Origin of the sequence: Shewanella sp. S1-49-MNA-CIBAN-0167 (assembly GCF_040310145.1) — a bacterium.
GTDB lineage: Bacteria > Pseudomonadota > Gammaproteobacteria > Enterobacterales > Shewanellaceae > Shewanella > Shewanella psychromarinicola.
The window spans coordinates 1-16,657 of the sequence record NZ_JBEOPO010000048.1 but is presented as its reverse complement, the minus strand read 5'-3'; the positions used below and the strand labels follow the sequence as shown (position 1 = coordinate 16,657).

The window sequence follows — 16,657 nt, the reverse complement described above, 5'->3', positions numbered from 1 at the left end:
AAGTGCTGTAGTTACTTTAATCGTCTAACTCGGGTCGTCGCATTACGATCATCAGTGCCTAGTAGAAATGAATTCAAGGCACCGGTTTCAATAAAGATGCGTTGACCTTTATCGACTTTATAACGCTCAGGACTACTTTGTTTCCAAACTTGACCATTAGTAAAGGTGATGATTAATTCGCCATATGGCGCTTTTTTAACTGCAGATACTTCAAAATAAACTTTATCGACTTCATCTTCTACCACTTTCGTTTTTAAGCCAAAATCATCAACACTGAGTACTTGAGGGCTTGCAACTAATGGTGCTACAACATTAGGTGTAGCTGGCGGTTTTGGTACCTCTGATGGAGCAACCTTAGTTGTATTTGTCGTCGTCATTATATGAGCGCTAGGTTTAGCATTAGCGGCTAACTCGTCATAACAAATTAGCCGCTCGAGCTTGTCCGTTTTAGCGGCACAGTTAGACAATTGCTGACCAAGATTAGTATTGGCATATGCATTAGCCGACATCAATATGATCCCAGCAACAATTAAACTTAAACGCATTTATTCTTCCTTATTATTTGCTTCTTAGCCCGTAGAGGCTTCCTTTATCGCTTAATCATCAGCTTTTTCATTTTCTTGCTCGTCTTCTTGCTCGTCTTCTTTTTTGCTGTAAAAACGTGCGGCTATTAGGCCACCTTCAAACAATAACAACATTGGTATTGCTAGCATAGTTTGCGAGATGATATCGGGTGGCGTCAGTATCATGCCAACAACAAAAGCTCCTACAACAATATACGGACGTTTCTGGCGTAACTCATCTGGTGTGGTGACACCCGCCCAGCAGAGTAAAACCACGGCTACGGGGATTTCAAAGGCTAAACCAAAAGCAAAAAACAGTTTTAGAATAAAACTTAAATAACTGCTGATATCAGTAGCGACTTCAACACCGTCAGGGACTACGCTGGTAAAAAACCCAAAAACAACAGGGAAAACAATATAGTATGCGAAGGCAATTCCAAGATAAAACAGCAGGGTACTGCTGGCTAATAAGGGAAAAACCAAACGTTTTTCATGTTTGTATAACCCAGGTGCAACAAAAGACCACACTTGGTAAAGTACATAGGGAATTGCAATGAAGAATGCCAACACGAGTGTTAGCTTGAACGGTGCAAAAAAGGGAGCTGCAACATCAGTTGCAATCATACTGCCCGTTTCAGGTAGAGATCGCATCAATGGTAGGGCGATATAGTGATAAATATCATTAGCCCAATAAACCATAGTAATAAAGACGATTAACACACTGCCAATGGCTTTGAGCAATTTGTTGCGTAATTCAAGCAAATGGCTAATAAGCGGTTTCTGTTGCGACATGAATTACCCGTTAGATTTAGGAGTTGAACTGCTTTCGCTGGTCATTTCGGATGACTTAGCTTCTGCGACAGAAGGAGACTTGTCAGGTGATGATTTTGGCGCCACAGGGGATGTGTCTTCAACTTTGTACGGTCGATTCACAGACTCAGCGGCTTTCTTCAACTGATCAATTGACTCTTGTAACTCGGGAGACAAATTGGCTAAACCTTTGCTTTCAGCTTTTTTTAAATCAGCATGTAACTGATCAATTTTAAGCTCTTGTTCAAGTTCATCTTTGACAGAGTTAGCCATGCGCTTAAGCGCGCGGATCCAACCTGTTATTGAACGTACTGCAACCGGAAGTCTTTCGGGGCCAAGTACTACTAGCCCCAAAATACCGATCAGCAGCAGCTCCATAAAGCCGATACCGTCAAACATAATAAATTACGCCTGTTTATCTTTAGATTCAGGTTGCTTTTCTGCAGCCTGTTGCGAAGTCGCTGCAGTCTGATCATTGCCTTCTAATGATTTATTTTCATCTTCTAATGATTTCTTATCATCGTCTAATGATTTATTTTCATCTTCTGGAGTCATGGCGTTTTTAAAGCCTTTTACTGCTCCACCTAAATCACCGCCCAAAGAACGCAATTTCTTAGTACCAAATAATAAAATGACAATTAACGCTACAATTAGAAGCTGCCAAATACTGATGCCGCCCATGAAGATTATCCTCTTTAAATAAAAAATAGTTTTTGTATAAAAGTTATTTCAAGGTTCACAATACCACCCAATTCTTTAAGTATTATGAACCTCTAATTATATAGTGCTAGCTAAAATTTACGATTCTTTGGCATAGATCGCCATCCTATCGCCCAAAATAGGCAGCCAGAAGCAATGCAGGTGTATGCTAGCCACAGTGTAGCGTTTTGAGTAAATAATATTGTGCCGCAGATCAACAAAACTGCGGACGTGATTAACAGGTAGTTGCTTTTGTGTGATTTATGCTGGTATTTCAGGTATTTATCTAGCATTTGTTGCTGAGTTCCGAGTAATTTACGACCTAACTTTAAGTTGTCGTAAATCAATTCAGGAAACTCGGGGAGTTTGTCCGCCCAAAACGGTGCATTTGATTTTACTTTGTTGAACAGAGCTTTAGGACCAACCTGTTCAGACATCCAGTTTTCGAGGAACGGTTTTGCGGTTTGCCATAAATCTAATTGTGGATATAACTGACGGCCTAAGCCTTCAATATAAAGTAAGGTTTTTTCCAGCAACACCAGTTGTGGTTGCACTACAATGTCAAAGTGGCGCGCGGTTTTAAAAAGTTCCAGCAATACATGGCCAAATGATATTTCATCTAGTGGCTTGTTGAACATAGGTTCGCATACCACTTTAACAGCTTGTTCGAAGGCGATGATGTCTGTGTGTTCAGAGACCCATCCGGATTCAATATACAACTGGGCAATACGGTGATAATCGCGATTAAAAAAGGCTAAAAAGTTTTCCGCAAGGTAGCGTTTATCAACCTCGGTTAAGGTGCCCATAATGCCGCAATCTAGACCAATATAAAATGGGTCGTCAGGATGTTCGCGGCTGATAAATATATTACCAGGGTGCATATCGGCATGGAAAAAATTATCCCGAAACACTTGAGTGAAAAACAATTCAACACCGCGCTCGGCTAGCAGTTTAAAGTTGGTGCCTTGGGCGCGTAGCGCTTCTGTGTCAGAGACAGGAATACCGTAAATACGTTCCATGACCATTAATCGTTTGTAGCTATGTTCTTCGTAAACAAAAGGCACGTATAAGGAGTTTGAATCAATGAAATTATTGCGCAGTTTTATGGCGTTAAGAGCTTCGAGTTTAAGATTAAGCTCGCCTAAAATGGTGGTGCGGTAATCTTCAATCACTTCAGCAGGACGTAAGCGATTACCATCACCTAGTAATGTCTCCAGTATGTTAGCTGTTTGGATCATTAACTGTAAGTCAGCTAGAATTTGCTGCTCAACATTTGGACGTAAGACTTTAAGCACTACGTCTTTGCCGTTGGATTTTAACGTCGCGGTATGGACTTGTGAAATAGAGGCTGACGCCAATGGTGTGTCGTCAAAATCATCAAAATAAGTGCTGATTGGTGCTCCAAGCTCCGCTTCGATGGCTTGACGTGCTAACGCTGAATCAAATGGTGGCACTCGGTCTTGCAACATGGCCAATTGGTAAGCCCATTCGTCGTCAAGCAAATCACGGCGAGTCGACAGCATTTGCCCTAGTTTGATGTATACCGGACCTAAATCTTGCATCGCCAGCTTTAAGCGTTCGGCAGGTGATTTATTTTTATGTTTATTACGGATCCAAAATAAACCGTTGCGCAGCATTGAGAAATACCATGGCTTTTTGTGTCGAGGAATTAAATCATCTAAGCCAAAATGCAGAATGGTCTTAATGACATGGTAACCACGCCTGATACTTGCAGTTGTCATTGAATGATTTGATCTCTTAATTTGGCTATCTTTGCTTCGATACGTTCGGTTTGGCTTACCAGTTCATCCAGATTATCACGAAAATGCAGCCATTCAATTTTATGCGGTGCCAGACGATATTCTTCGGTTGTTAACTGGCTGATGTGCGACCGTGTTTTTTGTATAACCTGCTTTATATCATGGCTAAATTGTTTGGCGCTAGTGACAATTCTATGGGTCGGAGCATCACCTATGTAGCGTGATAATGGTTCGGCAAAATCAATATGAATGTTCTGTAAATAGTGGCTTAACGATTGAAGTAATTGAATATCACCTTCTAAACTGAGTTTATCTTGTTTGATGAGCTCAGTTAAGTTAGCGCCTTCAGTGAGCTGATATAAGGTGGATACATCAGCCCGCACCGTCACGGCTACGTCACCTTCATAATGGTTGAGGACTTGAATTTGCTTAGCAAATACTAAATAAAGCGGCCAATCTAGCTGGCTCAACTGGATACAAAAAACTTTGCCGTGCAATGATTTCTGGCGAGCATAGTCATTTTTAGCCTGTGCTGGCAGCTGGTTAAAAGCGGTTTCAATGGCTGCACAAGTTAACAAAGCAAAGTGATTAGGCATCATTAAAACTTATAACCTCTATGTAATGCGACAACACCGTCTGTCATATTGGTGTAGTCAACTTGTTCAAACCCAGCATCTATCATCATTTGTTTAAGTGTTTCTTGATCAGGGTGCATACGGATGGATTCGGCAAGGTATTCGTAGCTGTCGGCATCTTTAGTGATTAGAGCGCCCATTTTTGGCAATACCTTAAAGCTATACATGTCATAAACTTTACGCATTAATTCATGTTTAGGCGTAGAGAATTCAAGCACTAATAGTTTTCCGCCAGGCTTTAATACTCGTTGCATGGAGCGTAATGCGGCATCTTTATCGGTTACATTACGTAAACCAAAAGCGATAGTAATAATATCAAAATGGTTATCTGGAAACGGTAATGCTTCAGCATTTGCTTGCACATAACTGACGTTGTTGACGATGCCTTTGTCACGTAATTTGGTTCGACCGACTTTGAGCATAGAATCATTAATATCGGCAAGAACGACTTGACCTCGATCGCCTACTAAATGGGAAAACTTAGCAGTAAGGTCACCCGTTCCACCGGCTAAATCAAGTACTTTCATACCTGGTCGAGCAGCAGCGACTTCAATGGTGTGACGTTTCCAAAAACGGTGAATACCAAAAGACATCACGTCATTCATAATGTCGTATTTTGCCGCGACGGAATGAAACACGTCAGCGACTAACTCTGCTTTTTTATCGGCTTCGACAGTTTTATATCCAAAATGAGTATTTTTTGGTTCGCCTTCAGACATCGGTATATTCCTATAATGAGCGATAATTAATAGTAAGTGTATGCCATTGCTAATGATTGCTGAAATGCTCTAGTGTGATAGTGTGACAACTATCAATTAGCGGTCTCACTTTACACCCGATGTACATTTCACATCAACTTGAACGCAGCAATGATCTTCGTGTCGATTAGCCCCAGTATACATCAGCAGTTAAGGCTAAAAAATTGCCCTGCATTAGAGCATATAATTAGCATTTAATGAATAGCGTCCACAGATCCTAATTCAAACAAGTTAATCTTCCCTGAATATAAGCATAAATTAGCTCACTAAGAGCTTGACCTGCATCACGATAACCCGCTTCTACCCCCGCGTGATGGCATGCTGGGGCGGTTTCTGCAAAATGAGCGTAATAGCATGGACAATGCCTAGCAATATAATGCACATAATGGCATGCATCGAGTAGTGGAATACCGGCAAATGTGGCCGCGCTGCTGGGCATATTGGTGATGACATCGACATCGAGTTCTAGTGCCACTGGCAGTTGTGTTTGATTTAACGATATCGCTATTTGCTTTAATACCGTCTCGAGCGGCAGTTCACGACGAACCCAAATTTGTTGAAAGCTATGCCATGTGGCGCCAAAAAGACTTAGTTGTTCAAGGGTGACTTCGCTGTTTTTTAATTCATGTAATCCGAGAATATGATAATGATCGAGGGCGCCATTGGCGGCTGCATAACTAAATCCATTACCGCTGTGGCGACCTTCTCGTGGTCTAAAGTCACTGTGCGGATCCAGATTGACCGCTGCGACAGGTAACCCTGTGGTGGCTTTTGTGGCCATTAATAAACCGTAAGCGTTATTATGCCCGCCGCCAATGACGATGGGTTCTAACCCTGCTTGCATGATTTGACTGATCGCAGCAATGACGATGCTATCTAATTGCGCTGTTGCTTGACGTAATTGTTCGATAGTCGCTGTTGCAGGCAATGGCGTGTCGAGACTGATTTGGCCCAAAATGGCACATTCGTTGCCATTAAGAAATCGATTGGACTGTAAATTAAGCAACTGCTTCATGCTGGTGACAAAGGCATCATCTGCTCCACCTCGGCCTAGATTGGCCCGTGGTCCTACATCTTCTGCAATGGCAATAATGGCAAACTGTGCGCCAGAAGACTTAGCATCGAGCGCATTTTGCCCTAATGACAGTTCTGCGGATGCCAGATAAACCTGTTGGCCTATTTTTGTTTCATTAGGGCGTAAGTTTAATAATGTATCGCAGTGCTGTTGAGTAAATGCGCTAAACATGATTGTTCTCCAAATTACAGCCATAAAAAAACCAGCATAGCTGGTTTTTAAAGAAATAGTCTGCCAGCTTTTACAAAGCGAAGTTGGCTATGACGTTGTTATTCAATATCTAATGGTTCTGGAGATAGAATAACACCGGTATTATCAGCGTAAATATGGTCACCAGGTAAGAAGGTCACTCCACCAAAATTAACTGGAATTTCGATTTCACCCACACCGTTACTTTCAGCACCGACAGGGATCGAAGCAAGCGCTTGAATACCAATATCAAGTTCTTCAAGGGCGTCAACATCACGCACTGAACCGTAAATGAGAATACCTTCCCAGTTATTGGCAACCGCTATTTCAGCAATTCTAGCGTCAAGGAGCGCGCGTCGTAATGAGCCACCACCATCAACTAATAATACTTTACCTTCACCGTCATCTTGTAGAGCATCAGCAATAAGGCCATTGTCTTCAAAACACTTAATCGTACTGATTGAGCCACCGAAGGAGCTGCAACCACCATAGTTACTGAACATTGGTTCGACGACATCGACTACATCTATATACGTGTCGCAGAGTTCTGAGGTGTTGTATTCCATATTTCACTCCTGTAAGACAGCAAAGGTAAATTGCTGGGTAAAGCAAAGTTAAATGAATTATATGAGCTTTTTATGAAAATAAAAGTCTTATTAATCACTGGATTGTTATAAATCAACTTATGGTGTTACTTATGCGCAGATGACACATTGACCTAAATAGAGAACGGGGATCAGATTTGGAAGTAATTTTCTTTCAAATTGAACAGATTAGCCGATATATGTTGATATAAGTCATCATAATACGTTTTTTAATTACATTTATGCTCGCCAGTTTGTTAGCATATTGATAAATTAATTAATGTAAGTTTACAAAATAATGCTAGCTTTAGGGGCACGGAATCCTCGTTACGCTTACGGAAGGCAGAGGGCCTGAAATAGAGGTTCTTATGGAAAATATCAATATTATTGAAATCTTAGGTTATGCTGCATCCGTTATGGTGGCCATTTCACTAATGATGAAAGACATCGTTTTACTCAGATGGTTAAATTTTGTCGGTTGTTCTTTTTTTGTCGCCTACGGATATGCAATCGAAGCTTGGCCAGTTGCGGGCATGAATGCTTTTGTAGCATGTATTAACATTTTTCACTTAATTAAGATTTATCGTAATAAAAGCGCAAAGTCGCAAACTGCATAAATGGCACAGAAAGTGTTTCTGTATCGTTTACGATAAACAAATGCTGTTTATGTCTCCTCTTAATATGAATAAGAGGGGGCATTTTTTATATCACCCATCCGCGTCTTCGCAATACACTTGGTTTATATCATCACTTCTCGACTCACTTAGCTGTCATAAAACTTTAGACTAACTGTCACCTCGTGTTCATTATCCCTGTCTATTATCTAAACTGTTAACAAAATAATAACGTTAGTCGGGCAATTATGACCGGGTAAAGATAGAGTAATTGATATTCCTGACGTTTGGCATGGAGTTAAGCATGAAGATGAATATCAGCCAGTTAGATAAATATTGGTTTTATTGGATCGTGCAATTTAGCCGAGATAACGGCCTAAATCAGGCCGCTAAGCGCGTATCTGCAACAGGTGATGGCCACTATTATGTTTACTTATCTGTTGCGCTATTGTTTTTTCATCCTAACGGTCAGTACTTCTTTAATTTAGTGTTGGGCAGTTTTGTGGTTGAGTTTCCGTTGTATTTACTGCTAAAAAACAGTATTCGGCGTCATCGTCCTTGTCACGCTTTAGTGGGCTTTGAGTCAGGTTTTGAGCCGTCGGATAAATTTAGCTTACCTTCAGGGCACACTGCTGGTGCCTTTGTATTGGCTAGCGTGGTGGAGCTGGTGTTTCCTGCCTTAGCACCAATAGCGTTTGCTTGGGCTTGTTTTGTCGGCTCATCGCGAATCGCCCTAGGGGTACATTATCCTTTGGATATTATTGCTGGCGCAGGGCTGGGTATGGGATCCGTATTACTTGTTGAGCAACTCATGTTTTGATAACTCATGTTTTCATCGCTCATGCAGTAATGAGTGCAGCATGTTTCCATCTTGATAATTCAGCCGTTGAGGATTGTAAGCCGAAATGAAAATTTTGTATGGAGTTCAAGGCACCGGGAATGGTCATATCAGCCGCGCGCGCGTGATGTCTAAAGCGCTTAAGCAACATAATATCGATGTCGATTTTCTATTTTCAGGCCGTACACCGCAATATTACTTTGATATGCAATGTTTTGGCGATTATCAGACCCGTAATGGCATGACATTCGTGACCGAAAATGGTCGCGTTAATACAATGAAAACTGCCAGATGCAATTTAACGACGGCCATTTTTTCTGAGATTAAGCACTTAGATTTAACGGGTTACGATTTAGTGTTAAATGATTTTGAACCCGTGAGCGCCTGGGCTGCGAAACAACAACATGTGCCTTCGATAGCCATTAGTCATCAGGCTGCATTACAATATCCTGTGCCTAAACAGGGTAACAATTGGTTTAACGAGTTTTTACTGAATCATTTTGCGCCTGTCGATATTGCTTTAGGTTGTCATTGGCATCACTTTGGTTTTCCTATTTTACCTCCTTTTGTTGAGGTGTCGCCCAATGGTGGTGATCATAGCCATCAAATTTTAGTGTATTTACCGTTTGAAGATGCCGATCGTATTGCGGCATTTTTAGCTCCATTTGATCAATATCACTTTTTTGTTTACCACAGCATGCAACCTTTGCAAGAATTAGCCGAGCATATTCATTGGCATGGCTTTGATCGTGAGGGTTTTAAACAACACATGGCCCAATGTGGTGGGGTGATCGGCAATGCTGGCTTTGAGTTAGCCAGTGAGGCGATGACCTTAGGTAAAAAATTATTGGTGAAACCTTTACTGGGGCAATTTGAACAATCGGCTAACCTTGCTGCGTTACAATTACTTGCGGTGGCAGAGAGTATGCAAACTTTAGATCCAACCGTGCTTAAGCGTTGGTTAAAAAGCCCATCACCTAAGCCGATTGCGTATCCACAGGTGGGCGATGCATTGGTGGCCTGGTTAAAAATGGGCGATTGGCATCAGCCGCAAGATTTATGTCAACATTTATGGTCACAAGTTGAGCTGCCTGAAAACTGGCATAAACGGCAATAACCTTAGGTGTAATCAAGGGATCCGCATTAAAAAGTGCGTAACAAATCGCACTTTTAATGGGCTGCCTCAATTAAGGAAGACGTTGGTAAAGGAGTTCTAGAAGCTCATCTTCTAATTCGAAACGCGACTCCATGGCTTGTGCTAAATGAGATAAATCGTTGTCGAGCTGATACAGCACTTGTTCGTCAGATGCATCGGTATATTTATCATAAAAATCCAACGCAGTATCTGTGCTTTCACTAATGCGCGGTAATAAGCCATTGGCTGTTTCTATGCTCGACTCACCAAACCTTTCACAAGCTTTAACAACGTTGTTGTATACCTCAAAGTGGCCTTCAGAAACATAATCAACTAATTGGGCACAAAACTGTTTCACTTGATCCATTTTTGGAAGTGATTTTTCGCTGCGAGAATAGGGTGCTAATCCTGCAACAATAAAATATTGGATCAATAATTTGCGGCGATTACTTATCCATTGATCGATTAAATTATGAGCACCGCCCCAGCGTCTTTCTGCTTTTTCTAGTTTTGTTAGCATGTCTTCTCTCTAATTGGCAGTCTTTATGTAACCACTAATGTATTGGACAACGTGTATTATGATCAACTGTTTTATTTATATTTGCAGTGGACCGACCCTTTAGGATGAAAAAAGAAACGGCATAACGTGGATAATAAAAAACCCCATGATAGGCATGCCATCACGGGGTAACTAAGTTTTCAAAGGCTCGATTTGTCGTGCTTCTTGATTGTTCTTGCTAGCGCATACTTTTTATACCAAACCCCATTCCTTGGCGCAACTTTTAATCCTATAAATTGCGATTTACACATCAGTATTGTGTGTTTTGTGAGCGGATAAGGCGGTTATGTTAATAAAATCGACACTAGATTTAGGAATAGCTCACATAAATTCTGCATGGGTGGTTACATTAATCAGGTAAGTGCTAAACTAGCGCCCAGCAGAAATCATAGAAATCATAACAGTCTAGGAAGAAAGCCCACATGGCAGAATTAAAGAATGATCGTTATTTACGTGCGTTACTGAAGCAACCTGTTGATGTCACTCCAGTATGGATGATGCGTCAAGCGGGACGTTATTTACCTGAGTATAAAGAAGTTCGTGCTCAAGCAGGTGACTTTATGTCTTTATGCCGTAATGCTGAATTGGCTTGCGAAGTCACTTTACAACCATTACGTCGTTATGATTTAGATGCTGCGATTTTATTCTCAGATATCCTGACTGTGCCAGATGCTATGGGCCTAGGTTTGTATTTTGAAGCCGGTGAAGGTCCACGTTTTGAGCGTCCGACTGACACCATAGATGCGATTAAAAAGTTATGTATTCCTGATCCTGAAGATGAATTAGGCTACGTGATGCGTGCCGTAAGCACTATTCGTCGCGAACTAAATGGCTCAGTGCCGTTAATTGGTTTTTCGGGATCGCCTTGGACACTGGCCACTTACATGGTTGAAGGCGGTTCAAGCAAAACATTCGAAAAAATTAAGCGTATGGCCTATGCCGAGCCCGCTGCATTGCACATGTTATTAGACAAGTTGGCAGACTCAGTGGTGTTATACCTTAATGCGCAAGTTGCAAACGGTGCACAATCGTTAATGATTTTCGATTCTTGGGGTGGCGCATTATCTCACCATGCTTATCGCGAGTTCTCATTGCGTTACATGCAAAAAATCATTGATGGCTTAACTCGCTTTGCTGACGGCCGTAAAGTACCTGTTACCTTATTTACTAAAGGTGGCGGATTATGGTTAGAGTCTATGGCTGAAACAGGTTGTGATGCATTAGGTTTAGATTGGACTGTTGATATTGGTGATGCCCGTCGTCGTGTTGGCCATAAAGTGGCACTACAAGGCAACATGGATCCATCGATGTTATATGCCACACCTGAACGTATTCACCAAGAAGTGGACCAAATTCTAGCCAGCTACGGCGAAGGTAATGGCCATGTATTTAACTTAGGCCATGGTATTCACCAGCATGTCGATCCAGATCATGCCGGTGCATTTATCAATTCTGTGCATGAGTTGTCTGGTAAATACCACAAGTAATTCAGTGGTATTGGCTAACAAAAGCGGATCTTCGGATCCGCTTTTTTGTTTCTGATTTTTGCCGTCGCTAATGTGTTTTGGGTATTGAGCAAGATCGGAGGGTATATTAAATGGTAACGTTCCACCGTACGCACTTAGATATCATTCAAAATCGAATATTATTCGCTGTCCTTCCTCTGTTCATTCATCTTCTACCTAGTTGATATCGTAGCTTTCTATTGCCTTATATCCACGGTTCAACCTAGGGTGAACTTTTATTGCTCGAAGCGAATATTTTTGCTGTTTTTTTAATCATAAGGGCATAAAGTTAACTAAGTAGGGAAACATTATGTTTATTAACCAGAGAATCGCTGATAGTTGATAGCAGGATTTGAAGTGCTGTTGGTATATTTGATACGTGTAGCTTAAATCGCTGCCTACCAACGACTTAAATTGACTCTGATATCCCGCAATGTCCCACCACTAAAAATTACTTAACGTGAATATAGAGGCTGTTTTCAAAGAAATATTCGAAAGGGGTAAAGACATGAACGAGCACAATTGGCAAAACCAAAAAGATGCAAAAGTGTACATTATTGGTAGTGGAATAGCGGGACTCGCGAGTGCAGTATACCTAGAAAAAGATGCTGGTATTGCTGGCGAGAATATTCATATTTTAGAAAAAGACTCCATTGCTGGTGGCGCTACAGATGGTGCTGGCGATCCTGAACGCGGATATGTCGTTCGTGGTGGCAGAATGCACGAAATGCATTATGAGTGCTATTGGGAACTGCTTTCGTATATCCCTTCGCTGGAAGACCCAAATGTTTCAGTAAGAGATGAGTCGTATGAGTTTAATCAACGGTTTGTGTCAAATGGACAAGCCCGTTTATTAAAACAAGGCAAAAAATTGGATGTGTCATCATATGGATTGTCCTTTGAGCAACAAATGGATTTTATCAAGCTAACCTATGTTTCAGAAAACTCCTTAGGAGATAAACGAATAGAAGATTGGTTTGATCAAAGCTTCTTCGATACTACATTTTGGTTTATCTGGTCTTCCATGTTTGCATTCCAAAAATGGAGCAGTCTTGCTGAAATGAGGCGTTATATGAAACGCTTCATGCACCTTGTGGATGGCTTGCCACGTTTGGGTGGGGTAATGCGGACTAAATATAACCAATATGACTCAGTGGTTAGGCCGATGAAAACATACCTCGAAGCAAAAGGGATCAAATTTGAAATGGGCAAAGAGGTCGTAGATATTGATTTCGACTTATCTGCAGACAAAAAAACGGCTACGTTGCTTCATTTTAAAGACAATACTCAAATTGTTCTTGGAGAAAATGATTTTGTGTTTTTCACCAATGGGTCAATAACAGAAAGTACCGATAATGGCAGCTGGGATGCTCCCGCAAAATTGAAGGGCTTGGAAGAGTCTGGTTCTTGGATGTTGTGGAAAAAAATAGCCAAAAAAGATCCATCTTTTGGTAATCCAAGCCCATTTTGCGACAACATTGATTTGCAAAAATGGTACTCATTTACGGCAACAATGAAAGACAGCACCTTTCTCGATTACATGGAGAACTTCTCGGGTAATGTAGATGGAACCGGTGGACTGGTTACCATGACTGATTCTAACTGGCTGATGTCAATTGTAATAGCACGCCAGCCTCACTTTCCAAATCAACCTGATGATGTGAAGATATTTTGGGGCTATGGGCTCTATCCTGATAGAAAAGGCAATTATATTAATAAAACAATGGCGGAGTGTACTGGCGCAGAAATGTTAGAAGAGCTTTATTATCATTTGAATATTCAAGAGTTGATGAAGCCAGTAACAAACGCCAGAAAGGTAAATTGTATCCCTGTTGCTATGCCGTTTGTCGATAGTTTGTTTATGCCGAGAAATGTGGGTGACAGACCAGATGTGATACCCAAAGGGGCTACAAACTTTGCCTTTTTAGGCCAATTTGCAGAAGCCCCTAAAGATTGTGTTTTTACCGTTGAATATTCTGTCAGAACTGCTCAAATGGCAGTTTATGGCTTGTTTGATACCGTCATGGAAGTGCATCCAATGTACGAGTCGACCCACAACCCTAAATATTTACTTGAGGCACTTAAAGCCATTAGTCGATGATTAAATCCGTTATCGAGATAAATGGATGGCATGGTTAACGTTGCAGTATGAATCTTTATTATTAACAAGGGTTTATCAATAAAAATATTAGTAAAGGCTTATCAGTAAAGAATTATTAACAAGGAATTATTGAAACTGAGTTGTTGAAATAAGGCAGTTAATTACGTGGATTATTTTTAGTAACAATCATGAACTGTGAAATGGAGGTTGATATGAAATGTAATATAGGTAAAACAGATAAAATCATTAGGGTAATACTCGGAGCATGTATTATTGCAGTTGGCGTTTACTATCAGTCTTGGTGGGGCGCCGTGGGGGTTATTCCACTCCTTACCGCCGCAATTGGATGGTGTCCTGCTTACGTGCCTTTTGGTATATCAAGTTGTCAAACTAAGAAGTAATCTGGTTTAGCTAAGGATTACTGAGGGACGTGTCGCTGGAATATTAGGGTTCGCGTCCCCATATTTATTTATCGATATCCAATATTATCCATTATATTTTCCTTTTTATTATTAAGTACTTAGACATTGTTGGGAGTGAAGTTTATTAATTAAGTATTGATGCGAATTTTTTAATGCATGTATGGACAGTAAGTTAATTATTAGACATTTAGCAATTTTGTTAACCAGTTAAAGCATTAGGAGTCTTGATGTGGGATCAAAGATATAACGAAGCAGGCTTTGTATATGGAATCGAGCCTAATGATTTCTTAAAGTCTGAGTTTTTTCGAATACCAAAGGGCGGTCGAGTCCTTTGTTTGGCGGAAGGTGAAGGGCGTAATGCTGTATTTTTGGCTAAACAAGGATACAAAGTTACCGCTGTCGATCAGTCATCTGTGGGCCTTAAAAAGGCGGAAAGCCTCGCTGCTGAATGTGGTGTAGAAATTTCAACTGTTGTAGCAGATTTGAGTCATTATGATTTAGGTGAAAACGTTTGGGATGGCATAGTATCAATATCTGCGCATGTTCCCCCTTTATTACGTAAAGATCTCCATCGACAAGCTGTTAGTGCTTTGAAACATGATGGGGTGTTTATTTTAGAAGCATTTACTGAACGTCATATTCATATGACTGGCATTGGCGGGCCGCCACCGTCTAACAAAGCATTATTTATGTCGCTGCAAGAGTTAGAAACTGAATTGAAAGGGTTAGAGTTTGTTATTGGTCATGAAATAGAAAGGCATATTTCCGAAGGAAAGTATCATCAAGGTGATAGTGCTGTTGTCCAAATCGTTGGATATAAAACGGTTTAAGGTTTTTCGGTGTTGTGTAGGTAAGTGTTGTTCAGTAATCATTACTAACTGTAAACGGCCTGAATGGATTGATGTGTAAACTATGTTGCTTATATGCATCCTTTTACAAATATGGCCTGCGGCCACTAACGTCGTGGCGCTTCACCCAAACCAGATTGTCAAACTTCGTTTGAATTAAGATCGCAAGGCTCCGCCCTGCACGGGCCAAAAGGGGATCAACAGCAATCCCCTCTTGGATCACCCCTGCCGTTCCGGCAACATTTTCTGAGAAGCGAAAAGGTAGCAACGGAAATTGTTCTAGCCTTTAACCGCGTATAAAACCTGCCTCGGCCTTACTCGAAAATGCTAACGCTTTCGATGGTACATCCTGTACCGCGAAAGCTAAGCTCACATCCATGTGAGCTTCACGCTATTTTCTTCAACGTTCTCAAGTTCAGAGTTGCATTTAGGCATTTTTAATCAAGACATCTAACTCATTTATGGACAAAACCTTGTTAGAACGATTAATCAATTTATATTTTTTCAGATAAGGTTTTGTACTGAAAACTTCTGAGTAAGTGGTAAAATTCACAGCTCCACTTCACAATTGCACAGGCTACTGTTCACAACTGATACCTTCTACTGGTGAACACGGCAGACTCTGCTGGTTAAATTGCCTTCTTCAGCGCAACAAAAAGCCCCAATGATTGGGCCTAATTTAGGAGTGAATAAGTTAACAACATTAAACTCGACCTAAATTCGATTGGTCATACCTGTCCTGATAAGTTTTCTCTATTGGTTTTTTACACATTCACTAACAATAACTCCATAATTAGATATGTCTTTTCGCACCCTTAAGAAAATATTCCAAGTCCCCTTTATTACTTTTGCTATTCCTTTTACAACCTCACCACAAGAAATATCCAACCCACCACTCTCCTTTAGGGCTACATAGCTTCCAAGCCTAATTGATTTCTGATAGAGCTCTTTTGCTTTAGTTAAATTAGGTTGAACACCATGCCCGTAACGATAAATACGAGCTAACATCAATGTGGCTACTAGTCCGTCCATATTCGCAGCTTTCAAATACAACTGTTTTGATTTTATGTAGTCTTGATCCACACCAACCCCGAAAAAGTAAAGCCTTCCAAGAGCTGTATAAGCATACATGTCATCACTTAAATCAATCGCTTTTTTATAAAATGTAGCCGCTTTTGAAAAGTCTTGTTCAATAGTCGCTGTTGATGGCATTTCATACAGCCGCCCTATTTCAACCAACGCCTCATCAATTCCATTTTTAGCCATACTTTTATATAGATAAATAGCTTGGTCGTATTTATTTTCACTCACCAGACGTATTGCATCATCCCATAAAGACAGTTCATCATACTCTGGATGCATTATAGAGCCCTCTTCAGTTTATTCTTCCCCCAACACCAGATATTAAAACACATTAATGATATGGGGAAAAGTAAGCCAAATGAAGTTCTACTGAACTGAGTGGGTAATCGGCCCTAACATTGAAAGGTCGGATAGGCGACACCTGTTACCAAGTGCCGCCCTCCTAAGAACCGTACGTGCAACTTTCACTGCATACGGCT

At 40.9% G+C, this 16,657-nt stretch carries 18 protein-coding genes; 7 read left to right on the top strand and 11 right to left on the bottom strand.

Going from position 1 to position 16,657, the window contains the following annotated elements:
• Positions 1 to 11: 11 nt before the first annotated feature.
• The 9 genes from AAEZ00_RS18140 to rraA all read right to left on the bottom strand — a co-directional run bounded on the left by AAEZ00_RS18140 (position 12) and on the right by rraA (position 7,055).
• Positions 12 to 545, bottom strand: coding sequence for a hypothetical protein (locus tag AAEZ00_RS18140; RefSeq protein WP_101032963.1), 534 nt, complete (start codon positions 543 to 545; stop codon positions 12 to 14).
• 51 nt (positions 546 to 596) lie between these two features.
• On the bottom strand, positions 597 to 1,355 hold the full coding sequence (gene tatC / locus AAEZ00_RS18135; RefSeq protein ID WP_101032962.1) for a twin-arginine translocase subunit TatC: 759 nt from the start codon (positions 1,353 to 1,355) through the stop codon (positions 597 to 599).
• Between the two features lie 3 nt (positions 1,356 to 1,358).
• Positions 1,359 to 1,772: a Sec-independent protein translocase protein TatB gene (tatB, locus tag AAEZ00_RS18130; protein ID WP_124014061.1), complete on the bottom strand. Its 414-nt coding sequence runs from the start codon at positions 1,770 to 1,772 to the stop codon at positions 1,359 to 1,361.
• A gap of 6 nt (positions 1,773 to 1,778) precedes the next feature.
• Entirely contained in the window at positions 1,779 to 2,054 is a 276-nt protein-coding gene (tatA, locus tag AAEZ00_RS18125; RefSeq protein WP_101032960.1) for a twin-arginine translocase TatA/TatE family subunit, read from the bottom strand.
• A 110-nt stretch (positions 2,055 to 2,164) separates the two neighbouring features.
• The gene (gene ubiB, locus AAEZ00_RS18120; RefSeq protein WP_124014062.1) at positions 2,165 to 3,814 is read right to left on the bottom strand and encodes a ubiquinone biosynthesis regulatory protein kinase UbiB; all 1,650 of its coding nucleotides are present in this window, start codon (positions 3,812 to 3,814) and stop codon (positions 2,165 to 2,167) included.
• Positions 3,811 to 4,431 carry a ubiquinone biosynthesis accessory factor UbiJ gene (locus AAEZ00_RS18115; RefSeq protein WP_101032958.1) on the bottom strand — a complete coding sequence of 207 codons (621 nt, stop codon included), beginning with the start codon at positions 4,429 to 4,431 and terminating at the stop codon, positions 3,811 to 3,813. The genes ubiB and AAEZ00_RS18115 overlap by 4 nt, the downstream gene beginning before the upstream one ends.
• Positions 4,431 to 5,186 carry a bifunctional demethylmenaquinone methyltransferase/2-methoxy-6-polyprenyl-1,4-benzoquinol methylase UbiE gene (gene ubiE, locus AAEZ00_RS18110; protein WP_101032957.1) on the bottom strand — a complete coding sequence of 252 codons (756 nt, stop codon included), beginning with the start codon at positions 5,184 to 5,186 and terminating at the stop codon, positions 4,431 to 4,433. Before ubiE ends, AAEZ00_RS18115 begins: the two co-directional genes overlap by 1 nt.
• 256 nt (positions 5,187 to 5,442) lie before the next feature.
• Positions 5,443 to 6,471, bottom strand: a complete 1,029-nt coding sequence (locus tag AAEZ00_RS18105) for a formimidoylglutamase (protein WP_351078289.1) — start codon at positions 6,469 to 6,471, stop codon at positions 5,443 to 5,445.
• 98 nt (positions 6,472 to 6,569) lie between these two features.
• Positions 6,570 to 7,055: a ribonuclease E activity regulator RraA gene (rraA, locus tag AAEZ00_RS18100; RefSeq protein WP_101032955.1), complete on the bottom strand. Its 486-nt coding sequence runs from the start codon at positions 7,053 to 7,055 to the stop codon at positions 6,570 to 6,572.
• A 386-nt stretch (positions 7,056 to 7,441) separates the two neighbouring features.
• Here rraA and AAEZ00_RS18095 point away from each other — a divergent pair, with 386 nt between their 5' ends.
• From AAEZ00_RS18095 to AAEZ00_RS18085, 3 genes are all read left to right on the top strand, one after another.
• Complete coding sequence (locus AAEZ00_RS18095) at positions 7,442 to 7,690, top strand: YgjV family protein (protein ID WP_101032954.1); 249 nt, start codon at positions 7,442 to 7,444, stop codon at positions 7,688 to 7,690.
• A gap of 301 nt (positions 7,691 to 7,991) precedes the next feature.
• Complete coding sequence (locus AAEZ00_RS18090; protein WP_101032953.1) at positions 7,992 to 8,507, top strand: phosphatase PAP2 family protein; 516 nt, start codon at positions 7,992 to 7,994, stop codon at positions 8,505 to 8,507.
• Positions 8,508 to 8,592: 85 nt separating this feature from the next.
• Positions 8,593 to 9,642, top strand: coding sequence for an MJ1255/VC2487 family glycosyltransferase (locus AAEZ00_RS18085; RefSeq protein ID WP_124014065.1), 1,050 nt, complete (start codon positions 8,593 to 8,595; stop codon positions 9,640 to 9,642).
• Between the two features lie 70 nt (positions 9,643 to 9,712).
• Here AAEZ00_RS18085 and rsd read toward each other — a convergent pair whose 3' ends face one another.
• Positions 9,713 to 10,180 carry a sigma D regulator gene (gene rsd, locus AAEZ00_RS18080; protein ID WP_101032951.1) on the bottom strand — a complete coding sequence of 156 codons (468 nt, stop codon included), beginning with the start codon at positions 10,178 to 10,180 and terminating at the stop codon, positions 9,713 to 9,715.
• Positions 10,181 to 10,641: 461 nt separating this feature from the next.
• On the opposite strand from rsd, the gene hemE reads away from it, so the two are divergent.
• The 4 genes from hemE to AAEZ00_RS18060 all read left to right on the top strand — a co-directional run bounded on the left by hemE (position 10,642) and on the right by AAEZ00_RS18060 (position 15,077).
• Complete coding sequence (gene hemE, locus AAEZ00_RS18075) at positions 10,642 to 11,706, top strand: uroporphyrinogen decarboxylase (RefSeq protein WP_124014066.1); 1,065 nt, start codon at positions 10,642 to 10,644, stop codon at positions 11,704 to 11,706.
• A gap of 526 nt (positions 11,707 to 12,232) precedes the next feature.
• Positions 12,233 to 13,825: an oleate hydratase gene (locus AAEZ00_RS18070; RefSeq protein ID WP_124014336.1), complete on the top strand. Its 1,593-nt coding sequence runs from the start codon at positions 12,233 to 12,235 to the stop codon at positions 13,823 to 13,825.
• A gap of 212 nt (positions 13,826 to 14,037) precedes the next feature.
• Positions 14,038 to 14,226: a YgaP family membrane protein gene (locus tag AAEZ00_RS18065; protein ID WP_124014337.1), complete on the top strand. Its 189-nt coding sequence runs from the start codon at positions 14,038 to 14,040 to the stop codon at positions 14,224 to 14,226.
• A gap of 248 nt (positions 14,227 to 14,474) precedes the next feature.
• Positions 14,475 to 15,077: a class I SAM-dependent methyltransferase gene (locus tag AAEZ00_RS18060; protein WP_124014338.1), complete on the top strand. Its 603-nt coding sequence runs from the start codon at positions 14,475 to 14,477 to the stop codon at positions 15,075 to 15,077.
• A 771-nt stretch (positions 15,078 to 15,848) separates the two neighbouring features.
• On the opposite strand, the gene AAEZ00_RS18055 is transcribed toward AAEZ00_RS18060, so the two are convergent.
• On the bottom strand, positions 15,849 to 16,457 hold the full coding sequence (locus AAEZ00_RS18055) for a tetratricopeptide repeat protein (RefSeq protein ID WP_351089337.1): 609 nt from the start codon (positions 16,455 to 16,457) through the stop codon (positions 15,849 to 15,851).
• Between the last annotated feature and the right edge of the window lie 200 nt (positions 16,458 to 16,657).